The 24088-nt window shown below is 57.1% G+C and carries 22 protein-coding genes and 2 pseudogenes; 10 read left to right on the top strand and 14 right to left on the bottom strand.

The genetic code is table 11. From position 1 onward, the window contains the following. The first annotated feature begins 128 nt into the window (after positions 1-128). Positions 129-560 (top strand): HhH-GDP family DNA glycosylase, encoded by a 432-nt coding sequence (locus ACZZ0K_RS12335; protein WP_258708007.1) that lies wholly within the window; start codon positions 129-131, stop codon positions 558-560. A gap of 73 nt (positions 561-633) precedes the next feature. Here the strand turns inward: ACZZ0K_RS12335 and ACZZ0K_RS12330 are convergent, their stop codons facing one another. The 3 genes from ACZZ0K_RS12330 to ACZZ0K_RS12320 form a co-directional block, all read right to left on the bottom strand. Next, entirely contained in the window at positions 634-846 is a 213-nt protein-coding gene (locus tag ACZZ0K_RS12330; protein WP_095179668.1) for a hypothetical protein, read from the bottom strand. Positions 847-897: 51 nt separating this feature from the next. Beyond that, complete coding sequence (locus tag ACZZ0K_RS12325; protein ID WP_041480494.1) at positions 898-1779, bottom strand: manganese catalase family protein; 882 nt, start codon at positions 1777-1779, stop codon at positions 898-900. 280 nt (positions 1780-2059) lie between these two features. Beyond that, complete coding sequence (locus tag ACZZ0K_RS12320; RefSeq protein WP_071171962.1) at positions 2060-3598, bottom strand: class I SAM-dependent methyltransferase; 1539 nt, start codon at positions 3596-3598, stop codon at positions 2060-2062. 337 nt (positions 3599-3935) lie between these two features. On the opposite strand from ACZZ0K_RS12320, the gene ACZZ0K_RS12315 reads away from it, so the two are divergent. From ACZZ0K_RS12315 to ACZZ0K_RS12305, 3 genes are all read left to right on the top strand, one after another. After that, the gene (locus tag ACZZ0K_RS12315) at positions 3936-5855 is read left to right on the top strand and encodes a tyrosine-protein phosphatase (protein ID WP_258708008.1); all 1920 of its coding nucleotides are present in this window, start codon (positions 3936-3938) and stop codon (positions 5853-5855) included. A gap of 213 nt (positions 5856-6068) precedes the next feature. Next, positions 6069-7352, top strand: coding sequence for an AAA family ATPase (locus tag ACZZ0K_RS12310; protein WP_150742649.1), 1284 nt, complete (start codon positions 6069-6071; stop codon positions 7350-7352). A 191-nt stretch (positions 7353-7543) separates the two neighbouring features. Beyond that, the gene (locus ACZZ0K_RS12305; protein ID WP_224789930.1) at positions 7544-7933 is read left to right on the top strand and encodes a hypothetical protein; all 390 of its coding nucleotides are present in this window, start codon (positions 7544-7546) and stop codon (positions 7931-7933) included. Positions 7934-8021: 88 nt separating this feature from the next. Here the strand turns inward: ACZZ0K_RS12305 and ACZZ0K_RS12300 are convergent, their stop codons facing one another. The 3 genes from ACZZ0K_RS12300 to ACZZ0K_RS12290 all read right to left on the bottom strand — a co-directional run bounded on the left by ACZZ0K_RS12300 (position 8022) and on the right by ACZZ0K_RS12290 (position 11140). After that, entirely contained in the window at positions 8022-9149 is a 1128-nt protein-coding gene (locus ACZZ0K_RS12300) for a mechanosensitive ion channel family protein (RefSeq protein ID WP_150742647.1), read from the bottom strand. 165 nt (positions 9150-9314) lie between these two features. Continuing rightward, the gene (locus ACZZ0K_RS12295; protein ID WP_258708009.1) at positions 9315-10298 is read right to left on the bottom strand and encodes a helix-turn-helix transcriptional regulator; all 984 of its coding nucleotides are present in this window, start codon (positions 10296-10298) and stop codon (positions 9315-9317) included. A gap of 230 nt (positions 10299-10528) precedes the next feature. Further along, positions 10529-11140 carry an LbetaH domain-containing protein gene (locus ACZZ0K_RS12290; RefSeq protein WP_258708010.1) on the bottom strand — a complete coding sequence of 204 codons (612 nt, stop codon included), beginning with the start codon at positions 11138-11140 and terminating at the stop codon, positions 10529-10531. A gap of 104 nt (positions 11141-11244) precedes the next feature. Between ACZZ0K_RS12290 and ACZZ0K_RS12285 the strand changes: the two genes are divergently transcribed. Further along, the gene (locus ACZZ0K_RS12285; protein ID WP_258708011.1) at positions 11245-11544 is read left to right on the top strand and encodes a hypothetical protein; all 300 of its coding nucleotides are present in this window, start codon (positions 11245-11247) and stop codon (positions 11542-11544) included. Between the two features lie 43 nt (positions 11545-11587). Here the strand turns inward: ACZZ0K_RS12285 and ACZZ0K_RS12280 are convergent, their stop codons facing one another. The 4 genes from ACZZ0K_RS12280 to ACZZ0K_RS12265 form a co-directional block, all read right to left on the bottom strand. Then, complete coding sequence (locus ACZZ0K_RS12280; protein WP_056784990.1) at positions 11588-12490, bottom strand: bestrophin family protein; 903 nt, start codon at positions 12488-12490, stop codon at positions 11588-11590. Positions 12491-12578: 88 nt separating this feature from the next. Beyond that, complete coding sequence (locus tag ACZZ0K_RS12275) at positions 12579-13121, bottom strand: AAA family ATPase (protein WP_258708012.1); 543 nt, start codon at positions 13119-13121, stop codon at positions 12579-12581. An 84-nt stretch (positions 13122-13205) separates the two neighbouring features. After that, a complete protein-coding gene (locus ACZZ0K_RS12270; RefSeq protein ID WP_258708013.1) occupies positions 13206-14516 on the bottom strand; it encodes an NTP/NDP exchange transporter in 1311 nt (436 codons plus the stop codon). A 58-nt stretch (positions 14517-14574) separates the two neighbouring features. Continuing rightward, positions 14575-15621: an SDR family oxidoreductase gene (locus ACZZ0K_RS12265; protein ID WP_258708014.1), complete on the bottom strand. Its 1047-nt coding sequence runs from the start codon at positions 15619-15621 to the stop codon at positions 14575-14577. A 145-nt stretch (positions 15622-15766) separates the two neighbouring features. Here ACZZ0K_RS12265 and ACZZ0K_RS12260 point away from each other — a divergent pair. Then, positions 15767-16683, top strand: a pseudogene (locus ACZZ0K_RS12260) (LysR family transcriptional regulator). Positions 16684-16812: 129 nt separating this feature from the next. Further along, on the top strand, positions 16813-17409 hold the full coding sequence (locus ACZZ0K_RS12255; RefSeq protein ID WP_258708016.1) for a hypothetical protein: 597 nt from the start codon (positions 16813-16815) through the stop codon (positions 17407-17409). 128 nt (positions 17410-17537) lie between these two features. On the opposite strand, the gene ACZZ0K_RS12250 is transcribed toward ACZZ0K_RS12255, so the two are convergent. The 3 genes from ACZZ0K_RS12250 to ACZZ0K_RS12240 form a co-directional block, all read right to left on the bottom strand. Continuing rightward, on the bottom strand, positions 17538-18152 hold the full coding sequence (locus tag ACZZ0K_RS12250; RefSeq protein WP_236169224.1) for a hypothetical protein: 615 nt from the start codon (positions 18150-18152) through the stop codon (positions 17538-17540). 252 nt (positions 18153-18404) lie between these two features. Beyond that, a complete protein-coding gene (locus ACZZ0K_RS12245; protein WP_236169225.1) occupies positions 18405-19700 on the bottom strand; it encodes a beta/alpha barrel domain-containing protein in 1296 nt (431 codons plus the stop codon). A gap of 355 nt (positions 19701-20055) precedes the next feature. Further along, on the bottom strand, positions 20056-20568 hold the full coding sequence (locus ACZZ0K_RS12240; protein ID WP_463559118.1) for a nuclear transport factor 2 family protein: 513 nt from the start codon (positions 20566-20568) through the stop codon (positions 20056-20058). 272 nt (positions 20569-20840) lie between these two features. Here ACZZ0K_RS12240 and ACZZ0K_RS12235 point away from each other — a divergent pair, with 272 nt between their 5' ends. From ACZZ0K_RS12235 to ACZZ0K_RS12225, 3 genes are all read left to right on the top strand, one after another. Continuing rightward, positions 20841-21734, top strand: a complete 894-nt coding sequence (locus ACZZ0K_RS12235; RefSeq protein WP_258708018.1) for an AraC family transcriptional regulator — start codon at positions 20841-20843, stop codon at positions 21732-21734. Between the two features lie 372 nt (positions 21735-22106). After that, positions 22107-22406, top strand: a complete 300-nt coding sequence (locus tag ACZZ0K_RS12230; protein WP_016774379.1) for a metal-sensing transcriptional repressor — start codon at positions 22107-22109, stop codon at positions 22404-22406. 7 nt (positions 22407-22413) lie between these two features. Then, positions 22414-23550, top strand: a complete 1137-nt coding sequence (locus ACZZ0K_RS12225; RefSeq protein ID WP_150742637.1) for a nickel/cobalt efflux protein RcnA — start codon at positions 22414-22416, stop codon at positions 23548-23550. A gap of 168 nt (positions 23551-23718) precedes the next feature. Here the strand turns inward: ACZZ0K_RS12225 and ACZZ0K_RS12220 are convergent. Beyond that, positions 23719-24080: pseudogene (locus ACZZ0K_RS12220) on the bottom strand (DUF6124 family protein). Positions 24081-24088: the final 8 nt, after the last annotated feature.

Here is a 24088-nt window from a genome sequence, read left to right as displayed (position 1 = left end):
CTTGAAAGATGACCATCCTTTTCCACCTGGAATTCAATTTACTGCCTTGGCCAGGCGGTCGCGATTGGATCGTTCAAAGCCGTGCCGGGTCAACATCTGTAATTGAAACGCGCCTTGAGGTGAGACTTGTGAGCGAAATCATCACGGCCGGTGACTTGAACATCGACCTGCACAATGCCAGCGAAACCGGCCTGTTCAAATGGCTGCTGGCGAGTTTTCTAATGGGCAAGAGGATTCAGGGCGCCATCGCCGCCAAGGCGTATCAAGTCATAGTAGAGCAGCATCACCAAGACACCCCGCAAAAGCTCGCGCAGTGTACGCACCGTCAACTGGTGTCGATGCTGGGGCAGGCGCGTTACGTGCGCTACGACGAAAGCACGGCGTCGCGACTGCTCGCGTTGGCCAACAAGCTCAATACCGAGTACGACGGTAAGGTCAGTAACATCGTGGCCGCGAGCGCGGACCGTAAGGCGCTGGAGAAGCGCCTGTGTGAGTTTGAAGGAATAGGGCCGAAGACCGTCGAGATCTTCATGAGGGAAGCGGCGGCGGTACTTTTCTGAACGCCCGGTTCTGCATTGAAGACGGTGGCAACACTCGGCTCACAGAGCAGCAAGTCTTCCCGCCAGTTCGCGGTCAATGGATGGCTGCCACCTCCGATTGCTGGACTGTGGCTTGATCGGCAAAATTATTCGGGAGAAGGGTGCCCAAGCCGAATACATTCACCGCCATGCTGACTTTCAATCCTCGACAGGCCTGTTTGCAGTCCAGCTCAAAACCGGCGTATGCGTGCTCCATCAAACGTTGAAAATGTTCAGAGGTCAGTGCCAGGACTTTGCTGCTTTTCATGTGGTTTTCCTTGAGCAAGTGGCGACCCCGGTCCGGGGCCGCCGGACGGGTTCAGACATCTTTGCCTTGCACATAACCGGAGCCCAGATCAGCACCGGTCACCGGCTCGCTGAGTGGGTCAGAGGCTGTACGGGTCTTCATCGCTTCCAGCACCTGTTCGTCTTCAGCCGGAAGGCTGACGGTCGCCAGACCGTCGCCGCCGTCGACCGCAGGCTCTGGGTTTTCCACGTACTCCCACGCACCGCCCTCGTTCCACGGACCGCGCACATTAGGCTCGCCAGACATGTTGAAATACTTGTTGGTGAACTCCGGCATCCCCGGCAGCTTGCCCTGCGGAAAGTTGGGCTGGATCGAATGCAGGGCTTTTTCGAAGGACTGTTGATGGGCGATTTCCCGCGTCATCAAAAAGCCAAGCGCCTCTTTCACGCCCGGATCATCGGTAATGTTGATCAAGCGTTCGTAGAGGATTTTCGCCCGCGCTTCGGCTGCGATGTTCGAACGGAAGTCGGCAGTAGGCTCGGTGATCGAATCCACATACGCCGCTGTCCACGGTACTCCAGCGGAATTGACCAGAGGCGCGCCTGCGCCGTAAAGCAGGCTGGTGATGTGCGAGTCATTACCGGCGCCATTCAGCGCGCGGTACAGCTCGCCTTCCTCTTGAACGCCCTCGGCAAGTTGACCCTTGGCACCTCTGTTGAGCATTACGATGATCGAGCCGACCACCTCCAGATGGCTCAATTCTTCGGTGGCAATGTCCAGCAGAAGGTCTTTGCGCCCCGGATCTTCCTCGGCCAAGGCTTGGGTGAAATAGCGCGCTGCTGCGGCCAGTTCGCCATTGGCGCCCCCGAATTGTTCCAACAGCAGATTGGCCAGACCAGGGTTGGGCTCGGCCACTCGAACGGTGTACTGAAGTCGCTTGTTATGTATGAACATTCAAATTTTCCTCAGACCAGGCTATCGCGCTTTTGCCCTGGTGGGCGTTAGCGCATGCATAGTTGTGAGGAGTGGGTGGAGCGGAAATTTCGTTTATTGCAGGCCGGCTGGACGGACGGCAGAGGGCGGAAAGTTCCGGAAACAGGACGGTTGGCTTGACCCTGTTCCACGACCAATGTGGGAGCGAGCCTGCTCGCAAATGCGGTACGTCAGTCACCGATTTGGCGGCTGATCCAGCGCTTTCGCGAGCAGGCTCGCTCCCACAATGGTTCGTTGGCAATCAAGCTATCTTCAACGCCCTCAGCACCACCAGCGTCTGCTCGGCGAACACCTGCGCCTGTGCGGTCAGTGCGGCGATATTGGCTTCGGCAGTGAGCAGCGGCTGGCCGTTGTCTACCAGCACTTCACCTTGTTCGCTGATCACACTCCACGCCAGTTGCGCCCACTCGGCTGGCTGCTGTTTGCCTTGCTTGATCGAGATCAGGAACAGCTGCTGGAAGCGGCTGACCGTCACGCCACCGCCAGTGACCGGGCTGGCCAGGGTCTGGATGTTGGCGCCGTACAGCGAGCGTTTGCACAGTTGCAGATTGAGCGCGGCGCAGCGACCGCTGACCTGCGACTCGGCGGCCTCGCTCTGGCACGGAGCGACAGCGCCCATACCGATCAGCACGGCCAAGGCTTGTTCGAGGTCGTCGTAAGCCAGCGCAGCCTCGGACAGCAATTGGCGCATCGATTTGGCCGCATAGTTCTGTGCCGCCAGTGCATCGAGCACCGGGCCGTAAATCTCCGGTTGCAGCGTCGCTTCGCCGGCGGGACCACTGACCGAGCCCGCCACGGTTTCCCAAGGTTGCAGCAGCACGAAACGGCTGTGCAGCATCCTCGCGCGGCGTTCGGCAGCGGACAGACGCGTCGCGCCACGCACGTACAGGTCGCGGCGGAAGTGCTGGTTGACGAAGTAGTCCCGCGCTTGCTCGCGCATGATCGGATGTTCGATGGTTTCCAGAAAGTCCATGCCTTCAGCGCTCAGGTTGAGCGGGGCGACCGAATCCAGCGGCACTGCCGTGGTGGCGTAGTCGAGCTTGGCCGGGGCCAGCGCGTCGACCATGTCGGCGAAGTACATGCAATTCCAGTCACGGTTGAAATACTCGTGGGCGACGTAGTGACGATCCTGACCCTTGATGCTCTGCAGCCGCGCGCCGAGACTCGGTGCCGCAGCGGCGTATTTCGGGTTGGCCGCGAGCAATGCTTCGGAAAATTGCAGTGCGGCGTCGATGCGCTGGTCGGAGCGCGACGAGGCATTGGCGAAACGATCGTGCAGGCTGAACAGATTGCGCAGCGGCGCCGACGGCGACCAGCCGGGGAAGCAGTTGTAGCTGACGTAAAGCATGCCGCCCGGTTTCAGGTGACGGCGAGCGAATTCGACGATCAATTTCTGATTGTCGCGGCTGACCCAGGTCCAGATGCCATGCAGGCTGATGCTGTCGAACTGCGGCAGATCGTTGCGTGCGAGCAGTTGTTCGAAACTGTCGTCATACAGGCGGGCGCCGTTGTTGGCGGCAGTCGCGAGTTCGATGGCATGGGCCGCCATACCCGGGTGAAAGTCCGTACCGACAAACGAACCCGGGTTGGCGGTGGCGTGGATGTTGATCGACACGCCCTGACCGAAGCCCAGTTCGCAGTGCACGCCGTCGTTGCTTTCCAGCGTGGCAAAACCGCGCAACAACAGGCAGTAACGCAGGAATACCGGATTGATCTCCCGGCTATAGCTGTAGGTGTAGCCTTCGTCGGTGAAATAACCTTCGTTCCAGGCGTTGCTCATGGGGGCGGTCTCTTGTTCTTGAAAGTGATGGCAGTCTTATAAGGGGTTGTCGCTGCGCGCGACAAATTGAAAAAACGGATACTTCCCCAAACCCTGTGGGAGCGAGCCTGCTCGCGAAAGCTTTTTTCAGTTTGAATATAATCGGCTGACACGCCGCTTTCATGAGCAGGCTCGCTGCCACAGGGATCTTCAACACATCCAAGCAGGATTGATGGACCGATCACGCACTCCACGGCCCATTCGCGCAGGCATTTTGTAGCCAGCCGAAACTGTCATATTCCCTCCCACTCGTCTGCCCATAGTGACCAGCCCAACGCTGATTTCATGAGGCTGCACTGTGTTCCAACGTCTTCTGTGTTCGCTGTCCGTTCTGAGCCTTTCCATCGCCGCTGCCCATGCGGCCGAGCCTGTCACCCTCGACACGCCGCGCTTGTCCGGCATCGACAACTTTCGCGACATCGCCGGCATCACCACCGCGTACTCCACCGCCCACGACGGCGTGATGCGGAGCGGCGTGTTCTACCGCTCCAACGCATTGACGCCGTCGGCGGCGGATCTGGCGACACTCAATGGTCTCGGCATCAAAGCCATTTACGACTTGCGCACGCCCAGCGAAATTGCCGCCACGCCCGACACGATGATCACGGGCGCGGCCTATCGCAATATCGACATCATCGGCAGTACCACCTCGGGTGCGGACATCACCAATATCTCCTTCCACAGCGCCGCCGAGGCCGTTGCGATGATGGAGGAAACCAACCGCGCCTTCGTCAGCGATGCCGGCATGCGCGGGCAGTTCGGCCAGTTGTTCAATGAGTTGGCCAGTGTCGACGCTGCGCAGTTGTTTCACTGCACCGCCGGCAAGGACCGCACTGGCTGGACCGCCGCCGTGTTGCAGAGCATCGCTGGCGTCGATGAGGCGACGATCATGGCCAACTACTTGGCGACCAACGACTACACCGCCGCCCGAGTTGCCGCGACCTTGAAAGCCTTGCCGCCGAGCATGGCCGCTGTCTACGAGCCGCTGCTCGGGGTCCAGGCCAGTTATTTGCAGGCCGGTCTCGACCAGGTCGCCGCCGAGTACGGCAGCATGGACAACTACCTCAAGCAGGGCCTCGGTCTGTCCCAGGAAACCATCTATGTGCTGCGCGGAAAATTGGTGGAGTACAACAGCTTGCCGGGGCAGGCCGGGCTGATCGGCAATGCCGCCGCTGGTGCTCAACTGCTGCAGCAGTTGCAGAATAGCGAGCTGTCCGGCACCTACAGCGCCTACAACTACTACCTGCAATCGGCGATCGACGCCGGCAGTCTGGGCGGTGTCGAATCTCAAGTCGGCGGTCAGGTCCACGCTGATGCGGCCAGCTACCTGCTGCGGCAGAACGCGATGATCGAACAAGCCGCCGCACCGTTCGCCAGCGGCAGCGATCTGAAGATCGGCCAATACCGCCTGTGGAGCACCGCGCTTGCCGGCTACCTCGGCACGGACGGCTCGGCCCACGCCGACAGCAGCAACGAACACAGCCAGGGCCTGATGCTCGGCATCACCCAGCGCTTCAGCGAACAACTCAGCGCACGCGGCGGCTTTGGCTACAGCAAGGGCAGCGTGGGCGGCGCGGGTGGCGAGGCCGATACGGACTTCACCTTCCTCAACCTCGGTGCGCGTTACGGCCTCACCAGCCTTGAGCGCGGCATGTTTGTCGATGCCAATGCCAGCGCCGGTTACGTCGACTACGACAGCAAACGCGAGCTTGGCGGTGGCCTCGGCACTGCCAAGGGCGACACTCACGGCAATCTCACCGGCGCGACCCTGGCGCTGGGTTATCGCGCACCGCTCAACGGCGTGACTCTCGAACCGAGCCTGGGCTTTCGCGTCAGTCATCTCGACTTGCAAGGTTTCAAAGAGAAGGGCAGTGAGCTGGCGCTCGACGTCGATGGCATCGAGCAGACCCGCCGTAGCGCGGTAGCCAATCTCGACGTGTCATTCGCCCCAGTGGCCATGGGTGCGTGGCAGTTGGTCCCGGGCGTTCGCGTGGGCTATGAACGTGCGCTCGGCGGTCAGCAAGTCGACAGCGAAGGCCACCTGCTGGGGCTGGATATCGAGCAGCGCGCGGCGTTCGACAATCGCGACCAGTTCAGCGGCGGCGTTAATCTGATGGCCAACCTCGGCGCCCTGAGTGTGGGCGCTGAGGTCGGGGCCAACGGTGGCGGTGACAGCCATGGTTTCAATGGCGGACTGAAGGCGAGCTATCGCTTCTGACAAAGGCAAAAATTAACGGTCAATGGGGCTCTCTCTTTCGCAAGTGCACTCGCCGCCTCGCAGGGGCTCGCTATGCGCTGAGGGCTGATCTCTGGTCCTAATAGTCTCCAAGCGCTTTTTGGCGATGGAATCGTTGATGTTTAAGATCTATTGTAGATGAGTACATTTTTTCGCATTAGACTCTCACTCTTCTTTCACTCCGAGACCAGACGCATGCTGAAATCCTTGCACCTAAAAGGGGTTGGTCCGGCCAATGAGCTTGGTCCTATTCAATTTTCGGATCGCCTCAACTTTATTACTGGCGATAACGGCCTTGGAAAAAGCTTTATCTTGGATACGGCTTGGTGGGTGTTGACGAGAACTTGGGCTAGAGATTCTGTGGCAACTCCTCGGGAGTCTTCCAAAACGCCAAGTATAAAATTCGAGTACAGTAAAGTTACGAGTGGAAACAAAAGCGGAGAGATTTTTTACAAAAAAGCGCAATGGCCACAGCCGAAAGCAAGGCCTGCAATTCCTGGTATTGTTATTTATGCCGGGGTGGACGGTAGCTTTTCGGCCTGGGACCCTGCAAGAAACTATTGGAGCAGCTCTGAAGAAGAGCAAGAAGAAAAAATTCGAGCATTCAACTTCACGCCTGAGCAAGTCTGGAATGGGGCGACCTCGGATAAAGGTACGAATATCTGCAATGGTTTGATTGCTGATTGGGTTCGCTGGCAACAAATAGCTCCTGATACAACTTTTAAAGAGTTGAGCGAGGCACTTAATGCCCTGTCTCCGTCCGGAGTGGAAAAACTTCAGCCTGGCGCACCCAGATATATCGGAGCTATTGATGAAACCTTATATCCGACACTTAGGATGCCTTACGGTGAAGATGTTCCGTTAACGCATGCTTCTGCAGGAATGCGCCGCATAGCTGCCCTGGCCTATTTAATTGTCTGGACTTGGAGTGGTCATCAAAGGGCATGTAAGGTCAAGGGTATCAAGCCAGCGAAAGAAATTATTTTCCTCATTGATGAAGTTGAGTGCCATCTTCATCCGCAGTGGCAGCGTAGAATTGTGCCGGCTCTATTGAATGTCATGAATGTTATGACTCAACAGAAGGTTTTAGTTCAGCTGATCATCGCTACGCATTCTCCTTTGGTGCTTGCATCAGTAGAGCCGGAATTTGACGAGTCTAAAGACTCTATTTTTCATATTCGTTTGGAAAATGGCCAAGCATTGATAGAACCGGAAATTTGGGCCAAGCAAGGCGATGTAGTTAACTGGCTTGTGTCTGAAACTTTCGGGATGCAGCAAGCAAGGTCTGTCGAAGCCGAGCGTGCAATTGAGGCGGCCGAAGCATGGATGCGCCATGCGCCTGCAGAACTACCGAACGGCTTAAATACAGAACGAAAAATTCATAATGAATTGGTTCGAGTCCTGCCTGGAGGAGACCACTTCTGGCCTCGCTGGGTCGTCTGGACAGAAAATAATAAACGCAAAGGGTCCACTAAGTGACTCCTATACCTAACCCGATTGAAGAACCAAAAAAATTTGATGCTAGATGCCGAAAGGCGGGCGCAGCGTGGCTAGTAAAAAACCCTGCGTGCATACGCCCACTGGACAAGTGGACCTTATTTCGTCAAGAACTGGCGGACGGGTTTTCAAATCGCTGCGCGTTTGGGGCAATGTACATACCGAGTGGGACAGTGGATCATTTCGTAAGTTGGAAAGAAGATAACTCCTTGGCTTATGAGTGGGCGAATTTTAGATATGTCGAAGGTTGGGTGAATTCTTCAAAAAATAAAAAGCCGTCCTCCCTACTATTAGATCCATTTCAGGTTGAAGAGGGTTGGTTTGAGATTTTACTCCCGTCGATGCAGCTAGTAGCTACTGATCAGATACCGGCAGAGTTAAAAGCGCTGGCCGAGAGCACATTGGAAAACCTTCCCATCCGAGATGATGAGAGGATGTTACGAGTTCGCAGGGAGTGGTACCGAATGTATGAGGAAGGCGAGCTTACTCTTGAGGGGCTAAGAAAGAAGGCTCCTCTTATTGCTGCGGCGGTCCAAAAGAAGCAAGCGCTGAACGTTGTTTAACTGACAGCCCGCTCGGCTCAGAGACGGGCTGAAGGCTAGTTACGCGTTTTGAACACAGCGAGCCCGGCAAATTGCCGGGCTCTTGCGCTCAAGCATGCTGCGCACGCGAAGGTTGCTGTGTGCGTGCCGGTTGCGCGGTAGGTTCGGGCAGGGAGGCGACATGCACGGTGCGCGCCGGGAAGGCGAACGTCGCGTCCAGCTCGGCCACCGCTTCCATGATTGCCAGATTGATGCGCTGCTGCACGTCCATGTAGACGTTGTAGCTGGCGTCCAGAACGATATACACCGTCTCGAATTCCAGCGCGCTCTCACCAAAACTGCGGAAATGGCAGCGGTCGAAGCGCGCCTGTTTTTCGTTCTTGATGATGCTTTCAACGCGTTGGGTGATCTGGCGGATCTGTTCGCTGGTGCACTCGTAAGTCAGACGAAATTCGAACACCACTCGACGCTCCTGCAAGCGTTTGTAGTTCTGAATGGTGCTGCCGATCATGTCGGCGTTGGCCATGACAATCTGCTCACCGCCGAGACTGCGGATGCGCGTGGTCTTCAGGCCGACGTGCTCGACCGTACCGGCCAGCGTGCCGACGACGATGAAATCGCCCACCTCAAACGGCTTGTCGACGGCAATCGACAGCGAGGCGAACACGTCGCCGAGAATGTTCTGCACCGCCAGCGCCACCGCGATACCGCCGACACCCAGGCTGGCGACGAATGCAGTGATGTTGACGCCCAGGTTCGACAGCATCGCCAGCAGAATCACCGCCCACAGCAACACCTTGACGCCCCACAGGCTCAGGGTCGCCAGGGCGCTCGCTTGAAAGGAGCCGGTCGCGTTATGCCGCGAAAAATAGCGATGCAGCCCCAGCGCCAGTGCGCGGTTGGTCCACAGGCCGACCTGCAACGCCGCCACCACGAACCATAAACTGCTGACCCGCCCGAGCCAGCGCTCCGGCAAATCCAGCAAACCGATACCGACCAAGATCGATGCCAGCAACAGCAACGTGGTGCTGGTCGCCGCCAGCACTTCGCTGGCCATGTACGTCAGATGCCCATTGCCGGCAGTGGCCCGCGCCTGCACCTTGCGGAAAACGAAGCGGATCGCCGTGGTGGTCAGCAGATAACTGAGCGTTGCGGCGAGCAACGCCAAGACCCAGTTCGCCAGTGAAATTCCCAGAAGTGTGTGCGTCGTGAAAAAGCCGATGAAATCCTCAGTCATTGAAACCCCCTTGCGAAGCCTGCACCGACGCGCGCAGAAACGCACCGTCGGTCGCAGCCAGGTAAACGCCGCTTGAATCGGCGGTGCCGTCAAACGACCTGTCTGGGTTAGTCGCCCTGAGATTCCTGCTGTTCAATCAAATGCAGGTTTCGCCGGACCGAATGGTCAACGCCTGGCCTTCAGCTCCGCTGGGCTTACGCCGTAAGCGCTTTGAAAATACTGACAAAAGCGCCCGACATTACTGAAGCCAAAGCTCAACGCCACCTCCGTCACGGAGCCTGCATGCCCGCGCACCAACGCCTCATAGGCGCGCTGCAAACGCACCTGCCGCTGATACGCCACGATCGACATCCCGACAAAACGTCGAAAACCTTCCTGCAAGGCGCGCTGGCTGACATGGCTCAACCGCGCCAGATCCACGCCACTGACCAACTGCTGCGGATGCGCCTGAATAAACTCCATCGCCACCTTCACATGTCGTGGCGCCACACACGGCGCCGGCCGCCGTAATGCCTCGGTGAAATTGTGCGGCCACGCCTCCAGCACCGCATCGATCAACATCTCGCGCAACCGTGACGGCATCAACGTGCCGCTGTTGATCAAGGCATCGAACTCAGTGCCCGTTGCCAGATCGATCAATGCCTTGAGGCCCTGAAATGCCGGGGCATTCAGATCCACGCTTGGCTCAAACACGATCTTCTGCACGACCGGTTTCTCCAGCAGCGCCGACAACCGCTCGGTGAGCTGCAGACGATTGATCGAAATGCCGTGATGCGCGTGATCGTCAACAAAACGCATCGAACGGATATCCGCCTTGTCGATTGCCAGACCGATGTGCGCCATGCCTATGGATTCAGTGGCGTGGTTGAAAACGATCTTGCCGGCGGTGGGGATGACGAAAGTGATTTCGTTCTGCGGATCGGGGAGGGCGACGCTGAAGTCGCCGTGGTAATGCATACGCCGAAAACTCACCCCGTCGTGCCGCCCGTAGACCCCGCCGATGATGATGTTGGAAGGTGGCGGCGGAGTATCGGCGTAGCGGTTGCCGAAGAGCCTGGAGAACAGGGCGCCGAAGTCGGAAGAGGTGAGGTTGTCGGAGCGCAGGATGATCTTTTGGCGGGGTGGGCAGGTGGCGGTGATGGGCGGCATTTTGGAATGCGGGCTCTTGGGGCGACGGTCGAGATCGGTCGAGCGTAGGAGGCGGGTGTGACGGTTCAGTGACAAGGCTGGAACCATGGACTGCTTTCAAGCAAGAGCAGACAGCCAATTAATCGCACTTGCATATTCCCGGCAGACAGATCACCACCTCGGAACATACTCGGGAAGGTACACATTCCAACGGCAGCTTCTGGCCGAAAAATAGATTCGAATATCTGGTGTCATTCGTAAGCAAACTGATCAATCAACCCCAGACGAGGAACACGTGTGTGGGGCCGCAACAAAGCGCCAGGAGCAATCACAGCGTTTGCGCCAATCTTGCAACCGTCACCCACCAGCGCTCCGAATTTGCTGACGCCTGTTTCGATCACCTGATTTTCGTGGCGGATCTTGATATGGGCTCCGTCCAGTTCGTTACGGTAGTTGGCGATGATCGCACCGGCTTCAATATTTACCGCTTCGCCAATCAATGAGTCGCCGACGAAGTTGAAGTGGGCAAGCTTGCTGCCATCGAGCATGAAGGTACTTTTCAGCTCACAGCTGGGGCCAACGATGCAGTTTCTGCCCAGGTAAACGCCTCCACGGAGGTAAGCGCCCGCTGCTACGAAACAGCCCGCGCCGATGATGATTGCGCCTTTGAGAACGGCGCCTTGCTCAACGATGGCGGTTTCATGAATCGCACAATAGTCGTGGCGCCGGTATCCCGGGCCGAGCGTTTCAAGCAATTCCAGAATCCGGCTCTCGCAATCCTGAACCACCGCCCAAGGGGCAGCGGAGTCCACGCCCAGTAATGGCCATTGAGCGATGTAATCTTCGATTTTTGGCGATTTCATAAGAGTCTTCCGAATAAGTGGGGCGTGGGTGGACTGTCGACGACTTGAACGACTCGCTATGCCTGCCAGTCGTACCTGTACAAGCATTTTCAAGGTACGGCGCAATGGATAAGACAATCACCGTGGATCAACTGGCAACCACTGATTTTGAATCAATCAACGAGATATGGCTCGGCGGGACTCATACCCAGTTATGCCTGTGGCGTGGAGAGCAAGTCTTCACCCACGAAATGCTCAGCGAGGGCACCCATGACCAAAATGTTCGACGCCTGTGCTTGCAGTTGGTTGACCCTGACGATCGAGACGCAGTGGCCCGTGTTGAGGCGGTAGCGCGCGAACGACTGGAAGAAATGGGCAAGCAGGGCGAGTTTTACCCGGCCGAGGAGGCGGACACTCATCAATAATTGTTTTGCAGCTGATGAAAAGCGCTGCTGCTAAAGCAGCGCCTCAAGCGTGCTCTTCAACCCTGCGTACATCCCCCAACGAATCACGCTGCATCGACTGCAAATTCTTTTCGATGGTTTCGCACAGCGCTTCCATCTGAATCTGGTGTTCGCTGTGGCGGAACGGGCTTTGCAGGTCGGTGCCAATGCGCTCGATGGCCAGCAGCATGAATCCCACCACGGTCGACGCCAGCGGCGTGAACCAGCCGAGGGATTCGACAAGTCCTATCGGGACGATCAGGCAGAACAGCGAAATGAACAGCCGTGGGAAATACACATAAGGGTAGGGCAGCGGGGTATTGGCGATCCGCTCCATGCCGCCCTGACTGTTGGACAGATCCACGAGGGTCGACTCGAGCCGCGCCAGGCGAATACTGTCCAGATGCCCGGCCTTGTATTCGCGAGCGAGCAGAGTCGCCGAGCCGGTGAGGATATCGTTGGCAAAGTTATTGGTTGTGCCACTGCGGGCGAATTCTTCGGCGGGAATAAATGCCCGCACCTCGTCGGGACATGGCTGGCCTTGCAGGTGCGCGGCGAGGCAATTTACGTAAGCGACGTGGCGGCGCAACAGCGTGGATTTGACCGGATTCACCTCGCCACCAGCGTCGTCCAGCAGCGTCAGCACCTGCCGGGCGAAGCTGCGGGAATTGTTGATCATCGATCCCCACAGCGTCCGCGCTTCCCACCAGCGGTTGTAAGCACTGCTGTTGCGAAAACTGATCAACACGATCAACGCCGAACCGAGCAAGGTCAGCGGCATCAACGGCAGGTTCAGCTTGGCGTTGAGAAACAGCATGAAGTCGACGGTGACGGCGATGTCCCAGAGCAGCAACCAGAACAAAGACCAGCCCACGTAACCCAGGGTCTTGATGATCAGACGGTATTTTTTGACGATGGCAGCTTTCAAACGGAAACCTCGTGGCGAGCAGTTTGCTTAAACGCTTTAGCTCGGACGATGCCAGGCACCCGCAGTTCCCTGGTGGGGCGGTCAGCCGTCAGTCAGTCTGCAAAGTCTGGCCCTGTGCATGGCGAATGCTTTCAAGAAATATCCTCGTCTCTCGATTGGATCGCAGATGAACCACCCGGCAAGCCGATGGCGCCGTTAACACGAATTGGCGCATTTTGGCTCGCGAGGTTTTTCTCGTCCGCCACATGAACTTTAGAAACTCCGGCAGATTCGCCAGCTGTTCGGGGCAGTTTTCCGGCAAGTCAGGCCGAGACTGACCGTGGTTGAGCAGCGTTCTACGCAGGACGCGCAAGAATCGAAGCGGTGGCGAACGATCGATCCAAATCAGCAGATCTGCACGGGCGACGCGATTTTCCCAAGTGGTCGAATGGCCACCTTCGAATATCCAGCGATCACGCGCCTCGACCTCCAGGCAGAGTCGGGTCTTCTCATCCGGGCTTCGCTCGATCCAGCCTGGCTGCCAGTGGATCGTGTCGATATGCACGACCGGCAACCCCGTGCGCTTACCCAGCTTGCGCGCCAACGTACTTTTGCCAGACCCAGGCTGACCAACAATCATCACCCGTTGCATCGAAGCTCCTTCTCGCTCTGCAAGCTGATTTTTTGGGCGGGCGATTCTACGGCAATGCCTGTCTCAGTCAATGACTCTTGAGCGCTACGCTGGGTTTTGCCGGACTGCCGACAAACTGGCTCGGCGGTCCGCCCGTTCGCCGAGTCGCCATCCCAGCAGACCCCACAGCAGTGCACACAACGCGCCGACCAATGCCGCCATGCCTGCACCTTGGCTGAGGGCGTCCAGCGCGCTTTTCGCCCAGGCACTGATGGCGTCGCCGGCGCGGTAGACCACGGTGTCGATGAAGTTCTTTGCCTTGTACTTGCTTTCGGCATCGAGCGGGGCGAACAGCATCTCCCGGCCTGGGCGCACGAAGGCGTATTCACCGATGCGGCGCACGATCATCAGCGCGGCGATCAGGCCAAAACTGGGCGCGAAGATCAGTCCGATAAACCCCGCGCACATGACCAGCGGCACCATGGCCAACAGCACGCCGACACCTAGTTTTTGCGCGAGGCGTCCAGTGATGAACAGCTGACAGAACAGGGCGCCTGCCTGCACGACAAAGTCGATGATGCCGAACACGCGCACCTGCGCCTCGCGGTCCGGGAAGTGTTCGGCGACGACGCGTGCCTGCTCGAAGTAAAGGAAGGTGGAGACTGTTGCCAGCAGCACCACAAAACCGCAGATGCCGAGCAGATAAGGTGATTTCACAACGGCCGTCATACCGCTGAACGGATTGCCCGGCAACGGCCTGCGAGGGCTTTCGCTCGGCGCGGCATCGGGGCGTCCTGCGCCACCCCGTTCACGCCAGCGCATCAGCTGGCGCTTGAACCACATCGCAGCGGCCAGCAGAACAGCGGCCAGCAGCATCAGGCCGGACTCGCCCAGCGGACCGATCAGCAAGGCGCTCAGCGCAGGGCCACTCAGGCCGCCGACGCTGGCGCCCGCCGCGATGAACGCGAACAGACGTTTGGCCTGGGCACTGTCGAAGACATCGGCCATCAGGCTCCAGGCGACCGATACGACAAACAGGTTGTAGACCGATATCCACACGTAAAACACGCGCGCCAGCCACGGGCTTTCCTCGCCCAGGAACAAGGCGGCGAACAACAGCAGATTGGTGCAGAAGAATCCGTACACCCAGTCCACGAAATGCAGGCGCGGCACGCGTGCGCTGAGCCAGGCGAACAGCGGAACGGCCGCCAGCATGACCAGGAAGGTCGCGGTGAACAGCCACTGCAAGTTCTCGACGCCGGCAGTGATGCCCATCGATTCGCGGATCGGACGGAGCATGAAATAGCCGGCGAACAGGCAAACGAACAGCAGAAAGCCATTGAGCGCAGGGCGCAGCTCGTGAGCCTCGGCATTGATGATGGCGCCGGCGCGGTGGGCGAGAAGAGACGTATCCATGTTGCGCTCCTGTGGGAGTGGCGGGGCAATGGCACGGAGCCTGCCCGTGCCAGCGGGCTCAGCGGTAGGTGACGCCGGTCAGTCGCTCGGAGAGTTGCCACAGTGTGGCCGAATTCGAGCGATCGGCAGCGGCCGGCGGCATCTTGGCGAAGCCCAGCGGCCCGCGCTTCTCGTTATCACCGGTAGGCCCGTAGTAGGCACCGCCCACCGCCTCCAGCGCCGTCGCCGCATACAGCGTGGGCAGCGCGCCCTGCGCTGCGGAATGATACAGGTCCCGCTCTACTGCCCATTGTTTGCCGAATTCACTGTCCAGGCCAGGCCCACGGGCGATCAGTTCGGTCACGGCAACGCCGGGGTGAGCGGCGATGCTGCGTATTCCCCAACCGGCGGCATCGCTGCGCTGCTGCAGCTCAATGCTCCACTTCAGAACCGCCAGTTTCGATTGGCTGTAGCTGGCAAAAGGGTCGTAACTGCGCTCAGCCTGCAGGTCATCAAAATTAACGGTTGCGCGCCCGGCGGCAATGCTCGACAGGCTGACCACCCGACCATCGTCGCTTTTGCGTAGCAGCGGCATCAGCAGGCCGGTCAGGGCGAAATGCCCCAGATAATTGGTCGCCAATTGCATCTCGTAGCCATCGGCCGAAACGCCTCGAACAGGCGGCGACATGATCGCGGCATTGTTAATCAGCACGTCGAGCCTCGGCAGGCGCCCTTGCAGACGGTTGGCGAGGTCGCGCACCGATTGCAGATTGGCAAGGTCCAGCGTTTCGAATTGCACGCGCGCCTCGGGCACGGCTTGCTTGATCTTCGTGATCGCTTCGCGGCCGCGCTCGGCGTTGCGTGCGGCGATGATCACCTCGGCACCGGCGCGTGTCAGGGCCAGCGCGTCTTCATAGCCCATGCCGCTGGTTCCCCCGGTCACCAGCACAATGCGGCCTTTCTGGCTGGGCATATCGTGGGTTGACCAGTCCGGCTTCGGCTCCGTTCGGGAAGTCGCCTGCGCAGCCAGTGTGCCGGCCATCGCGGAAATGGCGAACAGCATTCGGGTGGCCTTGAGAAGGCGTTGGGTCGCGGTATTGCTCGGCGTAGCGGGTGAATGGCTCATCGGGGGATTCTCATTCGCGTGACAGGTTCCCGCTTGGCGGGGCGAGTGAGCAGTATCGGTGTACGAGTGCGCGAGGATAAGTCGGGCATTGGTGGATGACCCGTACGGTATGGCGTACAGTCAGGCGCCTGCGGAGGAAGCATTCTTGCGTAAACCAAACCTTACCGATGTGTCGATAATTGCTGCGGTGGTCGAGGCGGGGGATTTCGTGCTGCCGCGCAAAAGCGCGGGCTGTCCGCCTCGTCGTTGAGCGACTGCATGCGCCGGCTGGAAAGCGACCTGGGCGTGCGCCTGCTCAATCGAACCACGCGCAGCGTCACGCCGACGGCGGCAGGCGAACGATTGCTCGAGCGCCTGCGCCCGGCCTTGCAGGAAATCGACGCCGCTTTCAACGATCTCGACGACGACGCTCAGCGCCCGGTCGGCACGCTCAAACTCAATGTGCCAGTGCCGGTGGCACGCTTTCTGTTGCCCGACCTGCTGGCGCGTTTTCTGCGCCTTTATCCAGGGGTCAGTGTCGAAGTCGTCATGGATAACACCTTTGTCGACGTCAATGCGGGCGGGTATGACGCCGGCGTGCGCTATGAAGAGAGCCTGGCCAAGGACATGATCGCCGTGCCCATCGGCCCGCGTCGCCAACGCTTCGTTGCAGCCGCCGCCCCGCGCTATCTGGCTGAACGTGGAACACCCACTCACCCCGAAGAACTGCCGGGCCATGACCTGCTTGGCCATCGCTTCGAGAGTGGCAAAGTCGGCGTATTCGAGTTCCATCGAGACGGCCGTATCGTGCGTATCCCGCCTCAGGGGCAACTGCTGACGTCGTCGCACGATCTGAAAATTCGCTCGGCCATCAACGGGCTGGGCATCGTCTATACCTTCGAGGACTTCCTGCGCGAGCCACTCTCCGATGGTCGACTGGTGCCGATTCTCGAGGACTGGTGGCAGGCCTTCGACGGCCCGTTTCTTTACTACCACGGGCGCCGCCACATGCCTTCGCCGCTGAGGGCGTTTGTGGATTTTTTACGGGGCGAAGGGCGGATTGCAGAGGGCTCAGGTGTCTGAAGCTCTGTTTCGTGAGGCTAATGCATGGGCTGCCAGCAGGGCGCGCATGGCGACGGGCAGCAATCGGCCAGATGCAGCCGTCGAAGCAAAGTGAGAAATTGTATGAGCTGGTTAGGCCGGATGAAGAACGTGTTCAAGACTACCCCTGAGGAGCAAATCATTGGTTATTCGTTCGTAGAGTTGAAATCTATATTTGGAATCAGGATCAATGAGACTGTAGGAGGACCTCGAAATTATCCTGTTTTCTCAGCGTTGACTCCTGCGGGAATACAAGCCTATTACTCAAGCTTTGTCGTCGACAAAGCTGAGACAGCAGATCTTGAAAACCTCATCAACGAACGGTTCTCACCTATCAATGAAAGACTGTTCAATGGATTGGTTGTAACGTGCTTTCAACATCGACTGAGTGATGAACGACTTATATTTTCTATTTCATACAAAGAATTCAATAGCGCTACGATTCGGCTGATCACCAACAGCTCCGAGCTATTAAGCATGTTGAGCGAAACAAATAGTGCGGCTCCTCCTCCGTGGGTGGTCTTCGATGGATACGAGGCGTCTTGGTGGGGAGGTGACATGCAGGGGACACAACGTTTTTACAACGACAATCATTTCTTTCCGTTTTTTTCATCGCTAAGTCCAGCAGAAAGAACCGCTTATTACGCAAGATATTCCGCATCTGAGGAGTGGATCAGGAGCTTGGAGTCGACTCTGGATCTTGAATAGCGATAGCCCTGCTTCGGCCGAAAGTGGGGCATAGTTGGATGGCTGCTTTCGGCCAGGAGCGGACGGTCGCGATTGACCGCTTTCGACCCATAGCGGTCGTTCGTCTTGACTCTTCAATTGGGGCTAAATTAATTATCAGCCGCGAGCCTCACCATTTTTTTGTCTTTGAAACCATAACTCTTTAATATGTCGTCACGGAAGAGCAGGCAAGTGCTAAACCCTGTAAGTAAATCTTTAAGAACCATACACTCTTCTGCAGCTTCCAAAAAGCTTTCTGCGGTATGCTCCAACTTATCAAGTCGTAACCCTTTGGCTGTATTGGTAGCTTTGATTCCATTTGCTTGGGAGAAATCTTGCTGGTCCTCGCTGGCATAATTAATGTACCAGGTGCCGTGGAGGAACGTATTGCGTGTTTTGTTAATACTGTCGATCCGCGAGCAAAGGTTGGCTAATAGCTTTTCAATTTCCGGGAGTTGCTCTTGGTGCTTGTAGTTCTCAAGCGCCCACAGAAGGATTGAGCGAAACGTCCGCGCCAAAGGATCGGCAGTTAAGTCAGCAGTGAAAATATTTGCAACTTGCTGCTGCCTGAAATGATGGGGCGCAGGAACCTGAGATACTAGCAGACTGATCATCTGACGCATTGCCGCTATAAGTTGCTCAAAACTTACTACAAAACGCCCAAGCCCAGCGTACAAGCTGTCTGTCTGCAACTTAAACTTCTCTTTCCGTTCTTCCGGGGTCATAAAATCTTCTCATTTCCCAAAACCGTTATGCTCCAATAGCGTTGTGTGTTGTCAGGATAAGTCGGCCCAATTTATTATCGGCGCGAATCCTGGAGATTGAAAGTTGTGTGTGGGAGGGGGAGTGGATTAAACCATACGCCATCCAATGCCAAAGCGATGATATTCCCTCTTTTTAAATGAGCCCTACATCCCTCGCAATCCGGGGTTGTAGGACTTCTTTGCATTAATTCACCAATACAATCGGAGTGTATTTCAGCTTGGTAGCCCGACGTCGCTAAGTAGTTCAGCTGCATCTTGATGCTGCAACCAAATGAGGAACCCCTTGTCGACGATGTGAAGTGTTTTGCTCGACTGATCGTAGTCAACAATAATTGGCATGATGTTTTTCTTCACTTGAAGTGAAGCGCTCGACTGTAAAGACTGCGTGATGTTGCCAGGGTTGAGATCACCTAGGCGTGGGTGTTTTTCAAAGAGAGTATTTTTAATGTCGCGGTATTTTAAGCCTTTTTCCAGATCTTCAATTGGTGCGGACAAGATGGGGTAAAGCAACCATTTATGCATTTCCAGTTCGGTGTCCTGGAAGCCGTCTGCAAAGTTAGTAAGGAAGCCATCATAACGGGCCGACTGTTGGTCAACGATGTTCTTCACCAATGCTTCGACATCAATTCCCGCTCCGACAATTTTGTGAACGTCGGAGGTGGATTTAATTCCGCTTTCAACGCACGCACGGCGACATGCCTCTTGTACGACGTATACACTCTCCCGAGCCAGAGCTATCAGTTGGCCTGAAAAGTTATCGTCGAATGAAACACCAAGCAAGTGTCCTCCGGTGGCGACAACCTCCCTTAGTTCTCCTTCGTTCCATCTATCGGCATTAACCGAAATTACTCTTCCGGTCAGATCCCCGTTATAAACGATTAAACGGTTGTCCTCTAGCCACACGCCAACAACGATGAAGGTGATGTCAGACGATTCGTGAAAAGCTTTGAGCTCGACGGAAAAATCTCTTTGAATTTCGTATGGAAGATAATGGAAGTCTTCCAGAACAATTTGTTTCTTGAATTCAACTGCCGCAAGTGCAGCTATTACGTCGTTAACATCATCGATGTCCAGTTCAAGCGGAGCTGTCGTCACCTCGTCAGTATTTGCCGTCTCCCCCTCGGCGCCTGCCGTTGCTTCCGCATTTGCAGACCAACCAAATATTCCGCCTTTTACGCCTGCTTTGGCGCTCGCGATAACTTTATTCTTACCCGAGCTGCTTCTTTTTGAGGACTGAGTAATTTCGAATCCTGCTCGTTTCAAAATGCTGGCATGAAGGTCTGCCATATCGCTTTTGTTTGAGCATTGCACGAGAATGTAATCAGCCTCATTCAGGCAGTGTTTACGCAGAGAGGTTTTCCCCTGTTTTGAGCTGCCATAGATCACTATGTGGTGCCCAGCATCAAGCTCTTCTCTAAGCTTTTCATCAACCGTTACCCGCTCAACATAATTGAGGGGAAGCTGCCTGGTGATGCCGAACACTTCATCCGTTGTGTGTACTTGTTCCATTTGAAAGAGCCTTCTGTCGAGGTAATACCTATAGGCTCAGCATGCATTAATATCTCATTTCGCGGCAAGGGCTTGGAGCGAAAAGAAGGAAAAGTGGTACTCAAGCCTGCTGCTTGAGTTGAATGAATAATTGCGATTGTCCAGAAGGTCAGGCGCAGTGATTGGATCAAGGGAGCGTCGAGTGTGAGCTCGATCAAGCATGGTATTCGCTGCGACAATCCGTATCTGATCACAATTAGCCCCGAACCTTTACGCCCGCTACTGGCCGAAAGCAGACATTCGCTGACATGCCCACCTACGTAAGATCTCGCAGCGTCTCGCGAGCAGATCCTCCAGTCGATCCTGGCGGTCTTATCTATTCAAGATCGCCCGCTTTAACCGGAATTCGTCTGATTACGTCGTCATAAGGCACCAGATCGAGAAAGGCAATGACTTCAACTGCCTGCAGATTTCGCATGCGCATGATCCATACGTAGCTGTTGCGATAAGGCGCGCCGTCGGCTGCGGTGGCGGTGCCGTCCCAGTGCACGACGATGTCATCGCCCTCAGCCCAGATATCCGTCACCGTCGGGCGAACGGGCGAGGCGAGCCGTTTTGCGAAGGGTTGGACTGCGCGTTTCAGGAAGTCATCTCGGCCGCGATAAGTACCCGCCGAGGGGCTCGTCCCCTTGATTGTCCAGATCACATCGGGAGCCAGGACATCTGTGAAGAACGTCCGGCCGCCTTGAGCCCACTGGTTGAACGCTTGCGCAATGAATTGGCGATTGCGTTCCGTAGTCGGTTCGCTGGCCACGGCGGGCGCCGGCCCTGCGATGAGTGTGGTGAGGACCAGTGCTAGCGCTGTAGAGAGGCGTTGAACAAGCGTCATTTCCTGTGCTCCTTAATCTGTCCGATGAGCCCCGTCGAGTTGGATGGGCCGTTGTTGTTATCTGTAAGCCGCTAGTTGCGTTTTCCCGCGCCGTTGCTCTATATGGGGCTTTGGCAAAGAATCGGCGCGGGTTTGGCCGGCAGTACCTCTGGGCTTCATCTGAAGTGTGACTTATGAGCGGAGGAGGGCTGTTGCAGGATCGTCCTGATTTCTTGCTTGATCATCCGATACCAGATGTCTAACCGCCGCATCCCCACGTTATGGAGTTGTGTTTGAATTCCCTTTCAAAGCTTGTCGATATCGTTGGTCGTCACGTCCGGGATGACGGCATTCACAGCACCGCGATCCCGGGTGTCAGTCTGATTCGCTCGGCTACGCCCACGATGCCTATGCCGGTGGTGTACGAGCCGACACTCTGCCTTGTCGCTCAGGGACGTAAACAAGCGATGCTGGGTACTACCGTCTATGTTTACGATCCGGCCAAGTACCTGATTGCATCGGTAGACCTTCCGGTGATGGGCTCGGTCATCGAGGCGAGTGAGGGTGTCCCTTATCTGTGCCTGGCGCTGGATCTCGATACCACTGTGTTGAGCGACCTTGCGCTGCGCCATCCGCTAAGAGAAGAGAGCGTCAGTGCACCGCCGGCAGGCATTACGCTCAACGATACGACTCCAGAACTGCTGGATGCTGCGGTTCGGCTGGCCGGGCTGCTCGACAGGCCATGGGATATCGAAGCGCTCGCTCCGCTGGTGATCCGCGAAATGCTTTATCGCCTTCTAACCGAAAACGGCAACAGCATCATCAGGCAGATGGCACAAGCAGACAGCCGCTTGAACCAGATCGCCAAGGCTATTGCCTGGCTGCGCAGCCACTACAACGAAGCGTGTCGGATAGATGAGCTCGTCGAAATCGCCGGCATGAGCCGTTCTTCTTTTCATACGCATTTCAAGGCGATCACCTCGATGAGCCCGCTGGAGTTTCGCAACCAGTTGCGGCTACAGGAAGCACGCCGGCTGATGGTCATCGAAGCGGTCGATGCCGCAGAGGCGGGATATGCAGTCGGTTATGAAAGTCCCTCGCAGTTCAGCCGAGACTACGCCCGTCTGTTCGGCATGCCACCAGCGAAAGACGCCTGGCGGCTGCGCACGGACATTTGTGGAATTTGAATCCAGCACTTTTCTTCGCGCAGAAAAAACGAGGCCGCATTTGCGGCCTCGTTTTCCATGTGTTCCGGACTACTGTTTGACGCTCAGGTAATCGCCGGTCGTGGCTGGATGACGACTCTTCGCCGTGAGAATGGTGGACGTCCTGAGCGATCTCCCAGGCTGGCTGCCCCGAGGTGACTGACAACGAATAGGTATGCCCGACCCAGGCCATGAACATGGCGAGAGCAAGCGCGATTACTACCGTCGTTGTCAGTGTTTTGCTGAACATGGCGTTAAAGGTTTCAACACGTTGACAGGGCGTTCAAGCGATTTGCCTAATCCCCCCTGGGGGGATAGGATGCCAGCGATTCATCGAGCCCTGAGACTCAACTCATGAGTGAACACGAACACGACCACAGCCATCCCCACACCCACCAAAGCCATGAGGCGATCATCAAACGCCTCAAGCGGGCGGACGGGCATTTGCGCGGCATCATCACCATGATCGAAGAAGGGCGCCAGTGTGTGGATATCGCCCAGCAGCTTCATGCGGTAGAGAAAGCGATCTGCCAGGCCAAACGCACGCTCATCCAGGATCACATCGACCACTGCCTCGAAGATACCGTTTCAGCGCTAGGCAATGGCGAGCGCGCACCGCTGGAAGCCTTCAAACAAATCACCAAGTACCTTTAGGTCTGACATGCCCGATTTCGCTGAACTGTTGCAGCAAGGCGGGGCTCACGCCTGGCTGTATTTCCCGAGCGCGATTCTGCTCGGCGCCTTGCATGGCCTGGAGCCAGGTCATTCGAAAACCATGATGGCGGCCTTCATCGTGGCCATCCGTGGCTCGGTCAAACAGGCTGTTTTGTTGGGGTTGGCCGCAACGCTTTCGCACACCGCCGTGGTGTGGCTGGTCGCCATCGGCGGCATGTACCTGGGCAAAGGCCTGGATGCTCAAACCACTGAGCCGTATTTCCAGCTTGCTTCCTCTGCACTGATCATCGCGATTGCCCTGTGGATGCTGTGGCGTACCTGGCGCGGTGAGCAGATGTTCAAGTTCGAGCAAAGCGATGATCACCATCACGGCGAACACGACCATGGTCATCATGATGAAACGCACCGAATAGATACCGGCCATGGCCGTGTTGAACTGTCGATCTTCGAGGAAGGCATGCCACCGCACTGGCGCCTGAAGACCTTGAGCGGACACGCCTGGGCAGCCTCGGATGTTCGCCTGACCACGACGCGTCCGGACGGCAGCAGCCAATCGTTCGCGTTCGTCGAGCGCGAAGGCTTTCTGCAGTCGACGGTGGATATTCCGGAACCGCACGAGTTCAGCGCTCGCTTGAGCCTTGGACATGCCGGGCATTCGCATGATTACGACCTGACGTTCCAGGAGCATGATCACGGGCATGCGCATTCCGAACTCGAAGGCCTGGAGCTGTCGATTGATGGCTATCAGGATGCGCACGAACGTGCTCATGCCAACGACATCCGTAAGCGCTTCACCAACCGCGAAGTGACCACGGGTCAGATCGTCATGTTCGGGCTGACTGGCGGCCTGATTCCCTGTCCGGCTGCCATCACTGTTCTGTTGCTGTGCCTCCAAGTCAAAGAAGTCGCGCTCGGCGGCATGCTCGTCCTGTGTTTCAGTATCGGCCTGGCGCTGACTTTGGTCACTGTCGGTGCCGCTGCGGCCATTGGTGCCAGACAGGCTTCCAATCGCTGGCCGTGGCTGGGAACCGTAGCGCGCCGCGCTCCTTACCTGTCCAGCGTGCTGATCATTGGCGTTGGCCTGTATGTCGGCTTTCATGGCTGGATTGGCCTGAGCGCATAAGGCCGTTTGCGCACAGCGGTGGCACTGATGCAAAGGGTTGCCATCGCAACCATAAAACCAACGACAACGACTACCACTGCCACTGACGAGCAAAAAGCCCAGCGCAAGGCTGGGCTATCGAGGAGCGCGATGGGGGCGAGGCATTAGCGAACGCCTGCATCCGCAGAATTACTCGACCGGCACGACGTTATCCAACGCCTGATTAACCGCGAGCTCGCCGAGCATGACGACCTGCGCGATACCTTGCAGTGTCTTGCGCGCAGATCCTTCAACCATCCCGATCACATCACTCAACATCACCGAAGCCGAGCCCAGCGATTCGCTGGCGTTGACCAGCAGTTCTTCAGTGGCGGTTTTCGGGTTGGCGAGGAACATGCTGCTGGTCTGGTAGGGCGTGGTTTTGAGGGTGTCGCTGGGTTTGAGGTAGTGGTCGAGGGCGCGGTCGGCGGCTTCGTGGAGTTTTTTGAGTCGAGGGATTCGTAGGGGGAGGTTGGGTCTGACTGTGGCGGGTTGGGCGTGACTTTGAACATGATCTTTC

Source organism: Pseudomonas sp. AC255 (assembly GCF_979258175.1).
This window is presented reverse-complemented; position numbering and strand designations above follow the sequence as displayed.